11 protein-coding genes, 1 pseudogene and 1 riboswitch are annotated in these 15,505 nt (G+C 72.8%); of the genes and pseudogenes, 4 read left to right on the top strand and 8 right to left on the bottom strand.

Going from position 1 to position 15,505, the window contains the following annotated elements; all coding sequences use genetic code 11:
* Nucleotides 1-277: 277 nt before the first annotated feature.
* Complete coding sequence (locus J2S46_RS37020) at nucleotides 278-2,386, top strand: cellulose binding domain-containing protein (RefSeq protein WP_191292983.1); 2,109 nt, start codon at nucleotides 278-280, stop codon at nucleotides 2,384-2,386.
* 175 nt (nucleotides 2,387-2,561) lie between these two features.
* Here J2S46_RS37020 and J2S46_RS37015 read toward each other — a convergent pair whose 3' ends face one another.
* Nucleotides 2,562-3,662, bottom strand: a complete 1,101-nt coding sequence (locus tag J2S46_RS37015) for a calcium:cation antiporter (protein WP_191292984.1) — start codon at nucleotides 3,660-3,662, stop codon at nucleotides 2,562-2,564.
* A 278-nt stretch (nucleotides 3,663-3,940) separates the two neighbouring features.
* On the opposite strand from J2S46_RS37015, the gene J2S46_RS37010 reads away from it, so the two are divergent.
* Nucleotides 3,941-4,894 carry a 2-hydroxyacid dehydrogenase gene (locus J2S46_RS37010; RefSeq protein WP_191292985.1) on the top strand — a complete coding sequence of 318 codons (954 nt, stop codon included), beginning with the start codon at nucleotides 3,941-3,943 and terminating at the stop codon, nucleotides 4,892-4,894.
* A gap of 189 nt (nucleotides 4,895-5,083) precedes the next feature.
* On the opposite strand, the gene J2S46_RS37005 is transcribed toward J2S46_RS37010, so the two are convergent.
* From J2S46_RS37005 to J2S46_RS36980, 6 genes are all read right to left on the bottom strand, one after another.
* A complete protein-coding gene (locus J2S46_RS37005) occupies nucleotides 5,084-5,518 on the bottom strand; it encodes a DUF7144 family membrane protein (RefSeq protein WP_191292986.1) in 435 nt (144 codons plus the stop codon).
* A gap of 205 nt (nucleotides 5,519-5,723) precedes the next feature.
* Entirely contained in the window at nucleotides 5,724-7,547 is a 1,824-nt protein-coding gene (locus J2S46_RS37000; RefSeq protein ID WP_191292987.1) for a glycoside hydrolase family 15 protein, read from the bottom strand.
* Between the two features lie 75 nt (nucleotides 7,548-7,622).
* Nucleotides 7,623-8,987, bottom strand: a complete 1,365-nt coding sequence (gad, locus tag J2S46_RS36995; protein WP_191292988.1) for a glutamate decarboxylase — start codon at nucleotides 8,985-8,987, stop codon at nucleotides 7,623-7,625.
* Between the two features lie 216 nt (nucleotides 8,988-9,203).
* On the bottom strand, nucleotides 9,204-9,740 hold the full coding sequence (locus J2S46_RS36990; RefSeq protein WP_191292989.1) for an NUDIX hydrolase family protein: 537 nt from the start codon (nucleotides 9,738-9,740) through the stop codon (nucleotides 9,204-9,206).
* Nucleotides 9,741-9,995: 255 nt separating this feature from the next.
* On the bottom strand, nucleotides 9,996-11,000 hold the full coding sequence (locus J2S46_RS36985; RefSeq protein ID WP_191292990.1) for a hypothetical protein: 1,005 nt from the start codon (nucleotides 10,998-11,000) through the stop codon (nucleotides 9,996-9,998).
* 262 nt (nucleotides 11,001-11,262) lie between these two features.
* Nucleotides 11,263-11,820, bottom strand: coding sequence for a TetR/AcrR family transcriptional regulator (locus J2S46_RS36980; protein WP_307352516.1), 558 nt, complete (start codon nucleotides 11,818-11,820; stop codon nucleotides 11,263-11,265).
* 307 nt (nucleotides 11,821-12,127) lie between these two features.
* On the opposite strand from J2S46_RS36980, the gene J2S46_RS36975 reads away from it, so the two are divergent.
* Nucleotides 12,128-13,864: an amidase gene (locus J2S46_RS36975; protein WP_191292992.1), complete on the top strand. Its 1,737-nt coding sequence runs from the start codon at nucleotides 12,128-12,130 to the stop codon at nucleotides 13,862-13,864.
* A 383-nt stretch (nucleotides 13,865-14,247) separates the two neighbouring features.
* A pseudogene (locus tag J2S46_RS36970) lies at nucleotides 14,248-14,367 on the top strand (3-hydroxyacyl-CoA dehydrogenase family protein); the annotation flags it as partial.
* Nucleotides 14,368-14,503: 136 nt separating this feature from the next.
* On the opposite strand, the gene J2S46_RS36965 reads toward J2S46_RS36970, so the two are convergent.
* Nucleotides 14,504-14,983 carry an acyl-CoA thioesterase gene (locus J2S46_RS36965; protein WP_191293004.1) on the bottom strand — a complete coding sequence of 160 codons (480 nt, stop codon included), beginning with the start codon at nucleotides 14,981-14,983 and terminating at the stop codon, nucleotides 14,504-14,506.
* Nucleotides 14,984-15,245: 262 nt separating this feature from the next.
* Nucleotides 15,246-15,468: riboswitch (cobalamin riboswitch) on the bottom strand.
* Between the last annotated feature and the right edge of the window lie 37 nt (nucleotides 15,469-15,505).

The following is a 15,505-nucleotide window of genomic DNA, read 5'->3' as shown; positions in this document are numbered from 1 at the left end:
CTGATGAGCGGGAGCCGGCTCCATTCGCGGCCGGCCGCACGAAGTGCCGCACGGCCGCGGGCCTCCGGCTCCCGCCCTGTGAGGCTCCTGCGTTTCGGCGTGTCAGGAAGATTGACATGGCCGGCGCACCCTCCCATCATGGGAGCGCTCCCACGCTCCAGCCGTCGCACGCGTCCTCCACCACCGACGCGGCGCCGTGCACCGCACAGTTCCCCGTCCGTCGTCCGGCTCCGCGGCGTGGCCACGGACCGGCGCTCCACCCGGGAGGAACTCCCCCATGCTGTTCCGCAGGAGACGAGACCGGCTCCGTCGCCCCTTCGCCGTGACGGCCTCGGCCGCCCTGGCCGTGCTGGCGGCGGCCCTGCCGCTGTCCACCCCCGCCGTCGCGGCCGACCCGGCCGCCACCGGTGACACCACGGTCACGGTCAACGCGAGCGCGGGCCTGGGCACCGTCAGCCCAGCCGCGCTCGGCGCCAACACCGCCATCTGGGACTCGTCCATGAACGACCCCCAGGTGACCGCCCTGTACAAGGCCGCCGGGATCGGCGCGCTGCGCTACCCGGGCGGCTCCTACTCCGACATCTACCACTGGGTCGACAACACCGCACCCGGCGGCTACGTCGCCCCGGGCACCGGCTTCGACGCCTTCATGGGAACGGTGCAGGCCTCCGGGGCCCAGCCGATCCTGATCGCCAACTACGGCTCCGGCACGGCCCAGGAGGCAGCGGACTGGGTCCGGTACGCCAACATCACCAAGGGCTACGGGGCGAAGTACTGGGAGATCGGCAACGAGATCTACGGCAACGGCGTCTACGGTAACGGCTGGGAGAACGACACCCACGCGGACCGGACACCGGACCAGTACGCCAGGGAGGTCAAGGCGTACGCCACGGCCATGAAGGCCGTCGACCCCACCGTCAGGATCGGCGCGGTGCTCACCATGCCCGGCAACTGGCCGGACGGGATCGTGGCCGCCGGCGACACCGCCGACTGGAACCACACGGTGCTCGCGGCCGTCGCCCACGACATCGACTTCGTCAGCGTCCACTGGTACCCCAACGCCAGCGACGGCGACCAGTCGCTCGCCGCCGTGCGGCAACTGCCCGGTGAGCTGCGCGAAGTGCGCAACCTGGTGGACCGGTACGCGGGGGCCGACTCCGCGAACATCGGCATCGCGATGACCGAGGTGAACTCCAACTCCGGCAGCGGCGCCTTCACCAGCCGCCCCAACGGCCTGTTCGCCGCGGAGGCCATGATCACGGCGCTGGAGAACGGCGTCTTCACCGTGGACTGGTGGGACACCCACAACGGCGCGGGCGCCATCACCACCGTGGGCGGTGAGACGGACTACGGCGACATGGGCATGCTGTCGAACGGCAGCTGCACCGGCAGTGTCTGCGAGCCGGCCGTGAACACCCCGTTCGCGCCGTACTACGGCATCAAGGCGCTCGGCGCCCTCAGTGATCCGGGCGACAGCATGGTGGCCTCCGGCAGCTCCGGCTCCGAGGTCTCGTCGCACGCGGTGCTCCGGGCCGACGGGGACCTCAGCGTCCTGCTGCTGAACAAGAGTTCCACCGCCCCGCACACCGTGGACCTGCGCTACCCGGGCTTCACCCCCGCCGCCGCGGCCCCCTCGGTCCAGCGATGGGCGCCCGGCGACGACGGCCTGGTGGACGCGACCGGCACCGCCACCTCCTCCTCGGCGACCCTGGCCCCGTACTCCGTCACCGTGCTGACCGTCCACCCGAAGCCCGGCACCGGCTCGACCGCCGCCACCGTCGGCACCCCGGGCGCACCGCGGACCACCTCGGTGGGCGCCGGCACCGTCACCCTGAGCTGGCCGGCCGCCGCCGGCTCGGTGGACAAGTACGAGGTCTACGAGCAGCTCGGCACCACCCTGCAGTCGCTCGGCACCTCCACCGGCACCACCGCGACGCTCCACAACCTGCCGCCGGGCACCCGGCACACGGTCAACGTGCTGGCCAGGGACCAGGCGGGGCGCCTCTCCCGGCCCTCCGTGCCGCTGACCTTCACCACCGGCACGCCGAACGACAGCACCTGCACCGTCTCGTACCAGGTGACCGCCGGCTGGGGCAACGGCTTCGTGGCCGGAGTCGTGGTGAGCAACCTCGGCCCCGCGGACATCAACGGCTGGACGCTGGACTTCGACTGGCCGTCGACCGGGCAGTCCGTCGGCTCGTGGTGGAACGCGAGCGTCACCGGGTCGGGGCAGCACGTCCGGGTGACCAACGGCGAGTACAACGCGCGGCTCGCACCGAACGGCGGCAACTCCGCCGACTTCGGCTTCGTCGGCGGCAACAACGGCGCCAACCCGTCCCCGACGGTCTTCAGGCTGAACGGGACGGTCTGCCGGACCGTCGTCTGATCAACCCGCCATCCCTGTTCGGGCGCCGCCCGAACAGGGATGGCGGGGAGGACCGCAGCCGCGGGGGGGACGGGCCGATCCGGTCGAGGCGCACGCGTGGGCCCGGCCCGGACCCCCTCGGGGGAACTCCCCCGCGCCGGCGGGACGCGGCGCCTCCGGGCGGCGTCCCGACCCGTCAAGGGCTGACGGCGAGCACCAGGTACGCCGCGAGGACCGACAGGTGGACGGCCCCTTGGAGCGGTGTCGCCCGGCGCGGGATGACCGTCAGCGTGCCGATCGCCACCGTCAGCGCCAGCAGCACCATGTGCGTCGGGCCCAGCCCCAGGACGAGCGGCCCGCTCAGCCACACGGAGGCCACCGCCACCGCGGGTACGGTCAGTCCGATGCTCGCCAGCGCCGAGCCGAGCGCCAGGTTGAGGCTGGTCTGCACCCGGTTGCCGACGGCCGCCCGCAACGCCGCGATCGTCTCCGGCAACAGGACGAGCAGGGCGATCACCACACCCACCACGGACGCCGGCAGGCCCGCGTCGGCGACGGCCGACTCGATGGTCGGCGAGACGACCTTCGCCAGGCCCACCACGGCGACCAGGGCGACCCCGAGCAGGCCGAGGCTCGTCAGGGCCTCCCGCGAGCTGGGCAGTTCGCCGTGGTCGTCCTCGTCCAGCAGCTCCCCCTCGGCGGTGACCTGGAGGAAGTAGTCGCGGTGGCGCAGCGTCTGGGTGGCGACGAAGAGCCCGTACAGCCCGAGGGAGGCCACGGCGGCGAAGGTGAGCTGGGCGGTGTTGAACTGCGGGCCCGGCGTGCTGGTGGTGAACGTCGGCAGCACCAGGCTCAGGGTGGCGAGCGTCGCGATGGTGGCGAAGGCCGCGCCGGTGCCCTCCGCGTTGAAGACGGCGACACGGTGACGGAGCGCCGCCAGCAGGATCGACAGCCCGAGGATGCCGTTGCAGGTGATCATGACGGCGGCGAAGACGGTGTCACGGGCCAGGGTCGCGTTCTTCACCGGCGCACCGGCCATGAGGGTCACGATCAACGCCACCTCGATGATCGTCACCGCCACGGCCAGCACCAAGGACCCGAAGGGCTCGCCCACCCGGTGCGCGATCACCTCGGCATGGTGCACCGCCGCGAGCACCGCCCCGGCCAGGAACGCCGCCACCACGGCCACCACCGCGCCCGGCAGCGACCGCCCCCACGTCAGCGCCAGCGTCACCAGTGCGAGCAGCGGCACGGTGACGGTCCATCGGGTGAGGCCTGCGCGGATACGGTCGATCATCCGTCGAGCTTCGCACCCCGACCCGGCACCCGGCGGGTACGGCGCCGCCGGGGGTGTCGCGGTCACCTTCCCGGCCCGGACAGGCCCGTCACCGCGAAAGCCGTCGCCGCCGCAGTCGGACACCCCGCACCCGCACCCGCCTCGCTGCTCCCCGCGCGGGGCCGGTCCACCCGGACGGCCCAGCGGCCGGACCGGCCGGGGCCGCCGGAGGGGGACGGACGGGAGCTGCGGCGGCCCGGGTGATTGCGGCGGCGCCGGTCAGCTGCTGGGATCGCCTCATGAGCCGCCTGTCCGACGTACCCGCCGGGTCCCCGGCCGTCCTCCTCCCGTATCCGGCCGAGCAGGTCGGCGCGGCCGGCCTCGCGGCGGCCGTCTGGGACGGCCGGGGCGCTCCGCCGCCCGAACCGGTGCTCCGGTCGGTGGAGTTCTTCGTCGTCCCCTACACCCGGACCGCCGCCGCGCTGCCGTTGCTGGAGCGGATGCCCCGGCTGCGGGCCGTGCAGAGCCTGTCGGCCGGCGTCGACGACCTGCTGCCCTTCATTCCCCCCGGGGTGACGCTCTGCAACGCCCGCGGCGTCCACGACGCGAGCACCGCCGAGCTGGCGCTGACGCTGATCCTCGCCGCGCTGCGCGGCGTGCCCGGCTTCGTCCGGGCGCAGGACCGCGAGGTCTGGCAGGACGGCCCCGGCACCGCGCTGGCCGACCGCACCGTGCTGCTGGTCGGCCACGGGTCGATCGGCGCCGCCGTCGAGGAGCGGCTCGTCCCCTTCGAATGCGACGTCCTGCGGGTGGCCCGCACCGCCCGCGCCACCGCGCGCGGCCCGGTCCGGCCGCTGACCGAGCTGATGGACCTGGTACCGCGGGCGGACGTGGTGGTGCTGACCCTCCCGCTGACCGCGCAGACGCGGGGGCTGGTGGACGCCCGCTTCCTCGCCGCGATGAAGGACGACGCGCTGCTGGTCAACGTCGCGCGCGGGCCGGTGGTGGACACCACCGCCCTGCTCGCGGAGCTGGAGCGCGGACGCCTCGCCGCCGCCCTGGACGTCACCGACCCCGAGCCGCTGCCCCCCGGCCACCCGCTCTGGCACGCCCCCCGCACCCTGATCAGCCCCCACGTGGGCGGCAACAGCTCCGCCTTCCTGCCACGAGCCCTGCGCCTGATCCGCAGCCAACTGGAACGCCACCGCACGGGCGCGCCCCTGGCCAACGTGGTCACCGGACCCGGCCACTGAGGCCGCGCCCCGCGACGTCGGCCCGGCAGGGCCCCCCGTCCGGGGGACACGCTGCCACCGACGGCCGAACGCGCGACGAGCCTCGCCCGGGGGTCGCGACGCCCCGGGCGAGGCCCCACCGGCGAAGACACCGAGTGACCGCCGGGAGCGGCCCCACGGGGACCGGGAAATCCCCCCGCGGGGCCCCGGTCAGACCCGTAGACCCTCGACATGGTGCGGCTCGGCCAGCAGCCCGTAGATCACCAGCACGGACATGAGCATCGTGAACAGCGACCAGTAGGGGAAGGCCGAGATGAACATCATCTGGCCCACCAGGCAGAAGGAGGCCAGCACGATGCCGGTGATCCGGGCCGCTCTGACGCCCAGCAGCACACCCAGGCTGGCCAGCACCTGAGCGATGCCCACGACCACCCAGATCCAGCCCCACGCGGTGTAGTTGAAGATCAGCAGACGATTGCCGTGGTTGGCGGTCGTCTCGTAGTAGCCGTGGTCGAGGATCGCGACGAACCCGTTGATGATGTCGAACAGTCCGCTCAGCATCAGGAGGATTCCGGCGAAGGCCACCCAGTGCGAACGCTCCAGCGGTGGCACCTGTGTCGGGGAGTTCGGAGGAGATGACTGCATGGTTCCATCAGAGGCCGCTCGCCCGCCGAGGTGCAAGGCGTCATGAGCCGTTGGTGTCACGCGCCCGGCGCCGCCGCTGCGCCGGCACCCGCCCGCGGCGTGCAGGGCACGCGGTGGGCACCGGAGGTCGCCCGCGCCCGTGCACGCCGTCGCAGCCGTGACCGCAGAACGGCTGCGCCTGCGCGGCGAACCGGTCGACCTCGGCTCAGGACCGCGCGCGCAGCTTGTCGAGGGCCTCGTCCAGGGTCGACGCCGCCATGATGAGCGACAGGTGGGTGAACGCCTGCGGGAAGTTCCCGAGCTGCTCGCCGCTGGGGCCGATCTCCTCGGCGAACAGCCCCACGTGGTTGGCGTAGGTGTGCATCTTCTCGAAGGTGTACCGGGCCGGGCGGACCCGCCCCGCCCGGGCCAGGGCGTCGACGTAGAGGTAGGTGCAGAGGCTGAACGTGCCCTCCGAGCCGCGCAGCCCGTCCGGGGAGGCCGCCGGGTCGTAGCGGTACACGAGACTGTCCGAGACGAGCTTGCGCTCCATGGCGTCCAGCGTGGAGAGCCACCCGGGGCTCCTCGCGGCGAGGAACCCCACCCGGGGGACGAGCAGCAGCGAGGCGTCCAGGACATCGCCGCCGTAGTGCTGCACCAGGGCCTGCTCGGTCCGGCTCCAGCCCTTGTTCATCACCTGTTCGAGGATGCTGTCCCGGGCGACGCGCCAGCGCGGGATGTCGGCGGGCCGGCTGAGTTCGATCGCCAGGCGCATGCCCCGGTCGAAGGCGACCCAGCACATCACCCGGCTGTAGGTGAAGTCGTTGCGCCCGCCGCGGGTCTCCCAGATGCCCTCGTCCGGGCGGTCCCAGTTGTCGCAGAGCCAGTCGAGGGTCCGGGCCAGGCCCTTCCAGCCGTGGTAGCCCAGCTCGGTGCCGACGTCCAGGCCCTCGGCCATCGCGTAGAGCGCCTCGCCGTAGATGTCCAGCTGGAGCTGGTCGGCGGCGGCGTTTCCGGCCCGTACCGGACGCGAGCCCCGGTAGCCCTCCCAGTGGTCCAGGATCTCCTCGGTGAGGTGCGGGTCGCCGTCGACCCGGTACATGATCTGCAACCGCTCACCGGGCAGGTCGGCCCGGTCGCGCATCCGGTCGCCCAGCCACTTCGTGAACGAGGTCGCCTCCTCGACGAACCCGAGGTCCAGCAGCGCCCGGACGGAGAGCGAGCCGTCCCGGATCCACGAGTAGCGGTAGTCCCAGTTGCGCTCACCCCCCACCTGCTCGGGCAGGCCCATCGTGGCCGCGGCGACCGGGGCACCCGAGGGGTGGTAGGTGAGGAGCTTCAGCGTGATGGCCGAACGGTTCACCATCTCGGCCCAGCGGCCCCGGTAGCGGGAGGTGTGCAGCCAGTTCTGCCAGAAGTCCACCTCGCCCCAGAGCTTCGCCGTGATGTCCTCCACGCTGAGCGGGGGCGGCGGCGCGCCGTCGGCAGCGCAGGTGGTGAAGACGGCGGCGGCGGACTCCCCGATGCTCAGGGTGACGGCGCCGCGGACGTCCTGCCCGTCCCGCTCCAGCGGGAAGCTGGCCTGGAGGTGCCCGGTGATCCCGGGCCCGCGGAAGACCGCGTCCTGCCCGTTCAGCCCCAGCTCGTGCCCGGCCCGGCCGTAGTCGAAGCGGGGCCGGCACTCCAGAACGAAGCGCACGGTGCCGCGCACCGCCCGGATCACCCGCATCAGGCTGTGGCGGTCGGTCGGGGTGCGGTTCGTGTTCGCCGGCATCCAGTCGACGACCTCGCCGACGCCGTCCGGCGACATGAACCGGGTCACCAGCACGCCGGTGTCCGGGTAGTAGAGCTGCTTGCACGACATGTCCGAGTGCTCCGGCGCGAGCCGGAAGTGCCCGCCGCGATCGTGATCGAGCAGCGAGCCGAAGACGCTCGGCGAATCGAACCTCGGCGAGCAGAACCAGTTCACCACGCCCTGCGAGGACACCAGGGCGGCGGTCTGCAGGTCACCCACCAGGCCGTGATCGGCGATCGGAGGATAGCGGTCCATCAGCGTCCAATCCGCAATGGCTACGGTGTGCCCACCGTCCGGCGTGCCAGGTGGGAGAAGGGCGACTCGCCCCGGTCAGTAGCCGGTGCCGCGTTTGACCTGGGCCCGCTCGACGGCGTGGGCCGCCCCCTTGCGGTCCAAGGTGGCACACGCATCGGCGATGTCCTGCGTCAGCCGGTCGATCTGGCCTCGGCTCAGGGTCTCCTTGACCAGGGCCCGCAGGATCTTCACCCGCTCCGCGTTGGGCGGGAGCGTGTAGGCCGGCACCATCCAGCCACGCTCGGCCGAGAGCTGCCAGGCGATGTCGGACTCGTCGTAGGCGTGCTTGCCGGAAAGGCGGAAGGCGACCAGCGGCAACTGCTCAAGACCGCTGCCGATCACCTCGAAGCGGCCGCTGTCACGCAGATTGTCCGCCAGTGCGCGGGCGTTCGTCTGCATCGTCTCCATGACGTAGGTGTAGCCCTCGCGACCCAGCCGGACGAAGTTGTAGTACTGCGCGAGCACCATCGACGCACCGGTCGAGAAGTTCAGCGTGAACGTCGCGTCGGTCTTTCCCAGATAGTTCTCGTAGAACACGAGGTCCTGGGCCAGGTCCGACTCCTCACGGAAGACCAGCCAGCCGATGCCGGGGTAGACCAGGCCGTACTTGTGTCCCGAGACGTTGATCGACCGGACCTGCTCCAGCCGGAAGTCCCACTTCGAGTCCGGGTAGAGGAAGGGCCACACGAAGCCGCCGCTGGCACCGTCGACGTGGATCGGGATGTCGAGGTCCCGCTCCTTGCGGACTCCCCGCAGGAGCTTGTCGATCCCGACGACGTCGTCCATGTGGCCGGTGAACGTGGTGCCGACGACGGCGACCACGCCGATGGTGTTCTCGTCGAGATGGGGCTCCACGTCCTCGGGGCCGATCGTGTACTTGTTCTCGGCGAGCGGCACGATGCGCGGCTCGACGTCGAAGTACCGGCAGAACTTCTCCCAGACGACATGGACGTCACCGCCGAACACCAGGTTCGGCCGCTCGACCGACAGGTTCGCCGCCTTGCGACGCTCCCGCCACTTCCACTTCAGCGAGAGCGCGCCGAGCATGATCGCCTCGGACGAGCCCTGCGTCCGGCACCCGGTGGTCCTGCCCGGCGCGTGGAAGAGATCGGCGAGCATCCGGACACAGCGCTGCTCGATCTCCGCGGAGATCGGGTACTCGGCGTGATCGATGAAGTTCCGGTGGAGGTTCTCGGCGATGATCCGCTGCGCCTCCGGCTCCATCCACGTGGTCACGAACGTGGCGAGGTTGCGCTGCGGGTCGCCCTCCATGACGAGGTCCTCGTCCACCAGCCGCATGGCGTCCGTCGCGGTCATTCCCTTCTCCGGAAAGGTCTCCGAAGGTGCGGGCACGGTCAGGAAGCGGTTGCCGAACAGGTCCCCGAGGTCACTCTTGCTCATGCAGGCGACTCAACCACCGCGAACCGGGAGCTGCGCCCGGGACTCGTGCTCCCGGCTCGAACCTCACCCGAACGGCCCACCTTGCCCGGGGAGTGGACCCGGCCCCGAGTGCGAAGCGGTCGCGGCCGTCCTTCTCGGTCGGCCCGGCGGCGGCCGGCGAAGCAGGCAGCCGCGGTGCCCCCGCCGACGGCTGCCCGCGGACGGGGCCCGACCGGGTCAGGTCAGGCAGCCCACATGCGCGAGGGCACGCTTGAGCAGGACGCCCTGTCCGCCGGGCATCTCCTGCTGGACCACGGGCGACGCGGCTTCCTCGGGGCTGAACCAGACCAGGTCGAGGGCGTCCTGCCGCGGCCGGCAGTCGCCGGCCACCGGGATGATGTAGGCCAGGGACACCGCGTGCTGGCGGGGGTCGTGGAACTCGGTGACGCCCGGGGTCGGGAAGTACTCGGCGACCGTGAACGGCTGGAGCGAGGCCGGGACCCGCGGCAGCGCCACCGGGCCGAGGTCCTTCTCCAGGTGCCGCAGCAGTGCGTCCCGGATCCGCTCGTGGTGCAGCACCCGGCCGGAGACCAGCGTCCGGCTGACCGTCCCGTCCGGAGCCATCCGCAGCAGGAGCCCGACCCGGGTGACCTCGCCTGCCTCGTCGACGCGGACCGGCACGGCCTCGACGTACAGGATCGGCATCCTGGCCCGGGTGCTCTCCAGTTCCTCGGGAGCAAGCCAGCCGGGCGTGGTTTCCGTCGTGTCAGACATTGACCGATCATACGGTTCCCGGCGCACCGCCGTGCCGAGGGCGGGGCTGCGGCCTCATTTCCTGCCCCGGCGACGACTCCCGGCCACCGGGAGCGGGGCCCGGGTCGGATCGGATCGGGTCGGGTCGGGTGGGGTCGGGTCGGGGCAGCCTGACGGTGAACTGCGGGCCGGCTTCGGCCGTCGGGGCGGCCGCGCCCGGGGCGACGCCCGCAGGCGGCGTCCCGGGCCGCGACGGCTCCGTCCTCCTGGCGGAGGTCAGAACTGCCGCGACGGCTTCCAGCTGACCACGCCGTTGTACTGCTGGGCCAGCAGGTAGACCGTGGTCGCGTAGGCGACGAGGGAGATGGCGCTGACCACCCGCCCGGTGTTCTCGGCGTCCCAGTAGCCCTGCCATCCACCGGTCGAGAAGACCGACGTGAGGGAGATCTGATGGCTCCCCAGCCGGCGGGTGGCGAGCTGCCCGTGCGAACCGTCCGCCATCGCCACGGCGGGCTGCCCGTCCGCCGCGACCCCGGGCAGGACGTCGTGGCCCCACCACCAGCTCTCGCCCCAGGACTGGCGGACGAGGTTCATCTGGCTGTCCGTGCCGCGCCAGGCGAGGACGGTGATGTTGGTGCTGCGGCTGAAGGCCAGCGCGGGGGCGGAGTCGCTCCGCGCATCGGTCACGCGCGCGGGGTTGCTCCACTGGTTGCTCGTCCCGCTGAAGAACTGGCCCCAGATCTCGGTGCTGCTGGAGCCTCGGAAGGCCAGGTAGATGCTGTTGTTCGGCAGCGCCGCGGCCGTCACGGGGAAGGTGTTCGGCGTCGCCGCGCCGTTGGGGACCTGGTTCCACCACGGCTGGATGTTGGGGAGGTGGTTGACGCCGACGGTCGACACGTCCGTGTAGAAGACGAATCCGTTGGTGCCGGTGTGGAACACCCGGAAGACCGCGTTGTCGCCGCTCGACCACCGCCACACCACCACGGGGTTGGCGTACGTCGTCGCCCCCGGCATCGGCGTCACCCGGCCGTGGTTGACCGACAGGTAGATCACGTTGTCGTAGCCGCGCCACGTCTGGACGAGGATCCCGTTGTTCGGGTCGCGCGCCTCGACCATGCCGCCGGCGGTCTGGACGGCGACGTTGTTCTCGACCTCCTCGCTCCAGACGACGCCCTCCCCGTTCTGCACGGCGAAGGCCGAGGAGTCGGAGAGGAAGAGGACGGAGAGGGCCGTCAGCAACGCCACGACGGCTGTCCGCCATGGCTTCAGGGAGAGGTTCACACGGACTCCTGGCCTGTGGATGTCATGAAGGGAACGGGTACGGCGCGGCCCCGGAGTGACTGCACACCGGCGGCCGCCCGCCCCGCTGTCCGCCACTGTGCTCCTCGGCAGGCCTCCGCGGCCTCCGGCATCTGACGGTCGGTAAGGCGCTTCGTTTGAGTCGGATGACTTACCGTCGGGTGGCGCCGCGCCAGGGCCGGCTCGCAGCAATTGACATGACGGCACGTCGGTTTTCGACCGGGACCCTGCCCGGGACGTCTCCTCAGGCCACGCCGGCCGGCCGCAGTTCGCGTTCGAGGGCGGACAGGGCGAACGCGTGCGCGGAGGCGTGCTGCCAGCGCGAGCGTCCGAACATCACGTCGCCGGAGAGCCCGTTGAGCATGGCCACGGCCCTGATGACGAACTCGGAAGGGTCCACATCGGCGAACCGCCCCAGCGCCCGCCCCTCCCGGAGGATGGCTTCCAGGCGCTCCTCCCAGGCGTCGGACAACGCGGTGAGGAGGTGCCGGCCGGCGTCGTCGTGGCGCTGGGCCAGCACCTGCGTCCACAGGGCGTAGCGTTCGTCGCCCTGGTGGCGGGGCAGGTAGAAGCGGACGAACAGGGCCAGCTTCTCGGCGGGGGACGCGGCCTCGTCCGCGGCCTGCTGGAACCGGGCGCCGAGGTCCGCCTCGCTCCAGGCGAGGACTTCGAGCAGGAGGCGGTCCTTCCTGCCGAAGTGGTAGAGGATGTGCCCGGTGCTCATGCCGGCCCGCGCCGCGATGTCCGACATCCGCACGGCCGCGGTGCCCTTCTCCGCGATGGCGCTGATGGCGGCCCGCATCGCCCGCCCCCGCGCCTCGTCGCCGCTGGGCCGGCGCTTCCTGTCGGCCGGGGCCCGAAGGGGCTGGGCGGCGGCACCCGGCCCGGTGGCCGTCGCGGGGCCGGTCACGCCTTCCGCCGCGGGGAGGCGTTGCGGCCGTACGGGCTCGGACTCTGGCGGCGGCGTCGGCATGGGCTCATCTCGATTCTGGGACCTAGATCTGTAGTCTAGACTGAAAATCTAGTCAGTGCAGTGGAAGCACGGCGGCCGCACGCGATCGGTTCGACGCCCAGCGGCTCGGCCGACCCGACCCTCAGGAGACACCCGTATGACGCGCCGATTCGACGTTGTGGAGACCGGTATCGCCGACCTGCGCGCGGCGCTGGAGAAAGGTGAGACCACCGCGGTCGGCCTGCTCGACGCCTACCTCGCGCGGATCGACGCGTACGACCGGCCCGGCACCGGCACCGCTCTCAACGCGATGGTGGTGATGAACCCGGAGGCCCGCGCCGAGGCGGAGGCCTCCGACGCCCGCCGCGCGCGCGGCGAGACGCTCGGCCCGCTGGACGGCATCCCCTACACCGCGAAGGACAGCTACCTCGCGAAGGGACTGACCGCCGCGGCCGGCTCGCCCGCCTTCGAGCACCTCGTCGCCCAGCGTGACGCCTTCGCCGTCGAGCGGCTGCGCGCGGGCGGGGCCGTCCTGATAGGGCTGACCAACATGCCGCCGATGGCGAACGGCGGCATGCAGCGCGGCGTGTACGGCCGCGCGGAGAGCCCGTACAGCGCCGACTGGCTCACCAGCGCCTACGGCTCCGGCTCCTCCAACGGCTCCGGCACCGCGACGGCGGCGTCGTTCGGCGCGTTCGGCCTCGGCGAGGAGACCTGGTCGTCGGGCCGGGCGCCCGCCTCGAACAACGCGCTGTGCGCCTACACGCCCAGCCGCGGCGTGATCTCGGTGCGCGGCAACTGGCCGCTGGTGCCGACCATGGACGTCGTGGTCCCGCACACCCGCACCATGGCCGACCTGTTCGAACTGCTGGACGTCATCGTCGCCGACGACCCGGAGACGCGCGGCGACCTGTGGCGTGCGCAGCCCTGGGTCCCGCTGCCCTCGGCGTCGCAGGTGCGGCCCGACTCGTACCCGGCCCTCGCACCCGCCGACGCCCGGACGGCGCACGCCGCACTCGCCGGCAAGCGCGTCGGCGTACCCAGGATGTACATCAACGCCGACCCCGGCGCCGGCACCAACCCCGACGGCGGCATCGGCGGCCAGACCGGGCAGCGGATCGACACGCGCCCGTCGGTGATCGCCCTGTGGGAAGCCGCACGCCGCGACCTGGAGGCCGCCGGCGCCGAGGTGGTCGAGGTCGACTTCCCCGTCGTGTCCAACTACGAGTCCGACCGCCCCGAGGCGCCCTCGCTGCACACCCGCGGCCTGGTCGGCCGCGACTTCCTCGCCGTCGAGATCGAGGACCTGTCCGCCTGGGCGTGGGACGACTTCCTGCGGGCCAACGGCGACCCGGCGCTCGCCACCCTGGCCGAGGTCGACCCCGACCGCATCTGGCCCAAGCAGCAGGGCGAACTCCCCGACCGCTACACCGGCTTCGACGACACGATCGGCGACTACCCGCGCCTGGTGCGCGAGCGCCCGTACGCGTCCTTCACCGACATGCCGCACCTCGAAGAGGGGCTGCGCGGGCTGGAGGAGACCCGCCGGGTCGACCTGGAGCTGTGGATGGACGACCTGCGCCTGGACGCGGTGGTGTTCCCCGCGGTCGCCGACGTGGGGCCCGCGGACATGGACGTCTGCGAGGCGTCCGCCGAGCTGGGCTGGCGCAACGGTGTCTGGGTCGCGAACGGCAACCTGGTGCCCCGTCACCTCGGCATCCCGACCGTGACCGTGCCGATGGGCACCATGGCGGACACCGGCATGCCCGTCGGGCTGACCTTCGCCGGCCGGGCCTACGACGACAACGCGCTGCTGGCCCTCGGCGCGGCCTTCGAGGCGACGGGCAGCCGGCGCACGGTGCCGCCGCGCACGCCGCGCCTGGCGGCGCAGTGAACTGACGGGTGTCGCGGCGCGCCGGGCGCGGGCGGACGGAGGCGGTCGGACGGAGGCGCCCGGCGGCTCGGCGCGCGGTCACGGGTGGCGGCCCGGCGGCGGGGGCACCCTCCCCCGCCGCCGGGCCGAGCAGGGGTGCCGGCCGGTCCCCTCGGGCAGGCCGGCACCACCCGAAGGGGCCGGATCCGCAGGGGGCCGGTTCTGGTCCCGGCCGCCGGAGGCCTCGACGGCACCGGGCCCGTTAATAATTCAGACCTGCACGTGGTACCGGCCGTCCTGGCACCTGGGCCCGGCCCCTCGCAAAGGCCCGAGGACGCCCGCGGCCCGGCCGGAGCGGGACGCCGGAGCGGGCCAGTGCGGCGCGCGGGCGGGCGGGGCGCCCGATGTACGACGAGTACAAGGAGCCGCTCTACGCTCCCCCGCCGATGCTCGCCCGGATGGTCGAGGCCGGACTGCTCGGCCGCAAGAGCGGGCGGGGATTCCACGCCCACCGGGCGGTGTGAGCACGGCCGCACGGCGCACTGCGCGCCCTGGTGACGGCCGGTCCGTCCGGGCCCCGGGTTCCCCTCCGGGTCAGGGCGGGGTCGGGGTCGGGGGCCCGGACGGACCTGGGTGCTGAGGGTCAGCCGGTCGGCCAGGTCAGCCGGCCGGCCCCTTCGCCCGCCGAGCGCGGCGCTCACGGGCAAGACGCTCGCGGCGCTGCTCGACGGTGCTCTCCGGGACCAGCGCCGGCACACGGTGCGGCTGCCCGTCCGCGTCGACGGCGACGAAGACCAGTTGCGCCGTCGCCACCCTCGTCACCGGCCCGGTGAGGTTCCACCGTTCCGCCGTCACCACCACCGAGACGTACATCGAGCTGCGCCCGGCGTGATCGACACGGGCCAGGACCGTCAGGAGGTCACCGGCCCGCACCGGCGCGAGGAAGGACATCTCCTCCACCGACACGGTGACCGCGGGGACACCCGCGTGCCGGCCGGCGGCCGCGGCCGCGGCGTCGTCGATCAGCTTCATCACGACGCCGCCGTGCACCGTCCCGTAGAGGTTGGTGTCGTGCTCGCTCATGATGTGGGCCAGGGTGACCGCCGAGTCCGTCGGGGTCCGGGAGACGGCAGGGGGCATCGTCACCGGGCCACCCCGCCGGTCGTCGGAGCGCCCGGCCGGATCCCGGCCGCGCCGGAGCCGGCGGACCGGCCTGCCGTCGCCCCGCTGTCCGGGCCTCGACGGTTCACGGCCCCGGGGGCACCCGGCCACTCGGTCTGCTGCACGGAACTCTCCTTCGCGAGTTCAGGAGACCCCGGGTACGCGCAGGAGCGGGAGGTGCGCGTGCGCGTCCCTCCCCGCCGCCGACCCGCCCGCGGGGTCCGGTGGGACCACGGACCGTGGCGGTCCGCGGGCAGCGGCAGGTCTTCGGACTCGCGGGCGCGCCCACCCCTGTGAAGGGCGGACTCCTACTGGCCGTCGCTTCCCGGGCCGCCTTGGCCCAGTGCGTATGACGGCGGTCGTTCCCGCTCACCGCTGCGGGGCAGTCCCGGATTCCCACCGGGTTCCCTCTTGCGACGCGCCTGCCTGGCGGACAGGGCGAACCAGCTGCGCAGGCCACTCTACGGTCGTCGCCGCAGATCAGAAGCACCGGGGCAGGGC

It is taken from the genome of Kitasatospora herbaricolor, assembly GCF_030813695.1.
Lineage (GTDB): Bacteria > Actinomycetota > Actinomycetes > Streptomycetales > Streptomycetaceae > Kitasatospora > Kitasatospora herbaricolor.
The sequence above is the reverse complement of the archived record's forward strand: the minus strand, read 5'-3'. Positions and strand labels throughout refer to the sequence as shown.

Bases quoted from the DNA above. Each gene is read 5' to 3' on its own strand.
- J2S46_RS37020 (WP_191292983.1), top strand. From the start codon at position 278: ATGCTGTTCCGCAGGAGACGAGACCGGCTCCGTCGCCCCTTCGCCGTG.
- J2S46_RS37015 (WP_191292984.1), bottom strand. From the start codon at position 3,662: ATGATCGACCGTATCCGCGCAGGCCTCACCCGATGGACCGTCACCGTG.
- J2S46_RS37010 (WP_191292985.1), top strand. From the start codon at position 3,941: ATGAGCCGCCTGTCCGACGTACCCGCCGGGTCCCCGGCCGTCCTCCTC.
- J2S46_RS37005 (WP_191292986.1), bottom strand. From the start codon at position 5,518: ATGCAGTCATCTCCTCCGAACTCCCCGACACAGGTGCCACCGCTGGAG.
- J2S46_RS37000 (WP_191292987.1), bottom strand. From the start codon at position 7,547: ATGGACCGCTATCCTCCGATCGCCGATCACGGCCTGGTGGGTGACCTG.
- gad (WP_191292988.1), bottom strand. From the start codon at position 8,987: ATGAGCAAGAGTGACCTCGGGGACCTGTTCGGCAACCGCTTCCTGACC.
- J2S46_RS36990 (WP_191292989.1), bottom strand. From the start codon at position 9,740: ATGTCTGACACGACGGAAACCACGCCCGGCTGGCTTGCTCCCGAGGAA.
- J2S46_RS36980 (WP_307352516.1), bottom strand. From the start codon at position 11,820: ATGCGGGCCGCCATCAGCGCCATCGCGGAGAAGGGCACCGCGGCCGTG.
- J2S46_RS36975 (WP_191292992.1), top strand. From the start codon at position 12,128: ATGACGCGCCGATTCGACGTTGTGGAGACCGGTATCGCCGACCTGCGC.
- J2S46_RS36965 (WP_191293004.1), bottom strand. From the start codon at position 14,983: ATGCCCCCTGCCGTCTCCCGGACCCCGACGGACTCGGCGGTCACCCTG.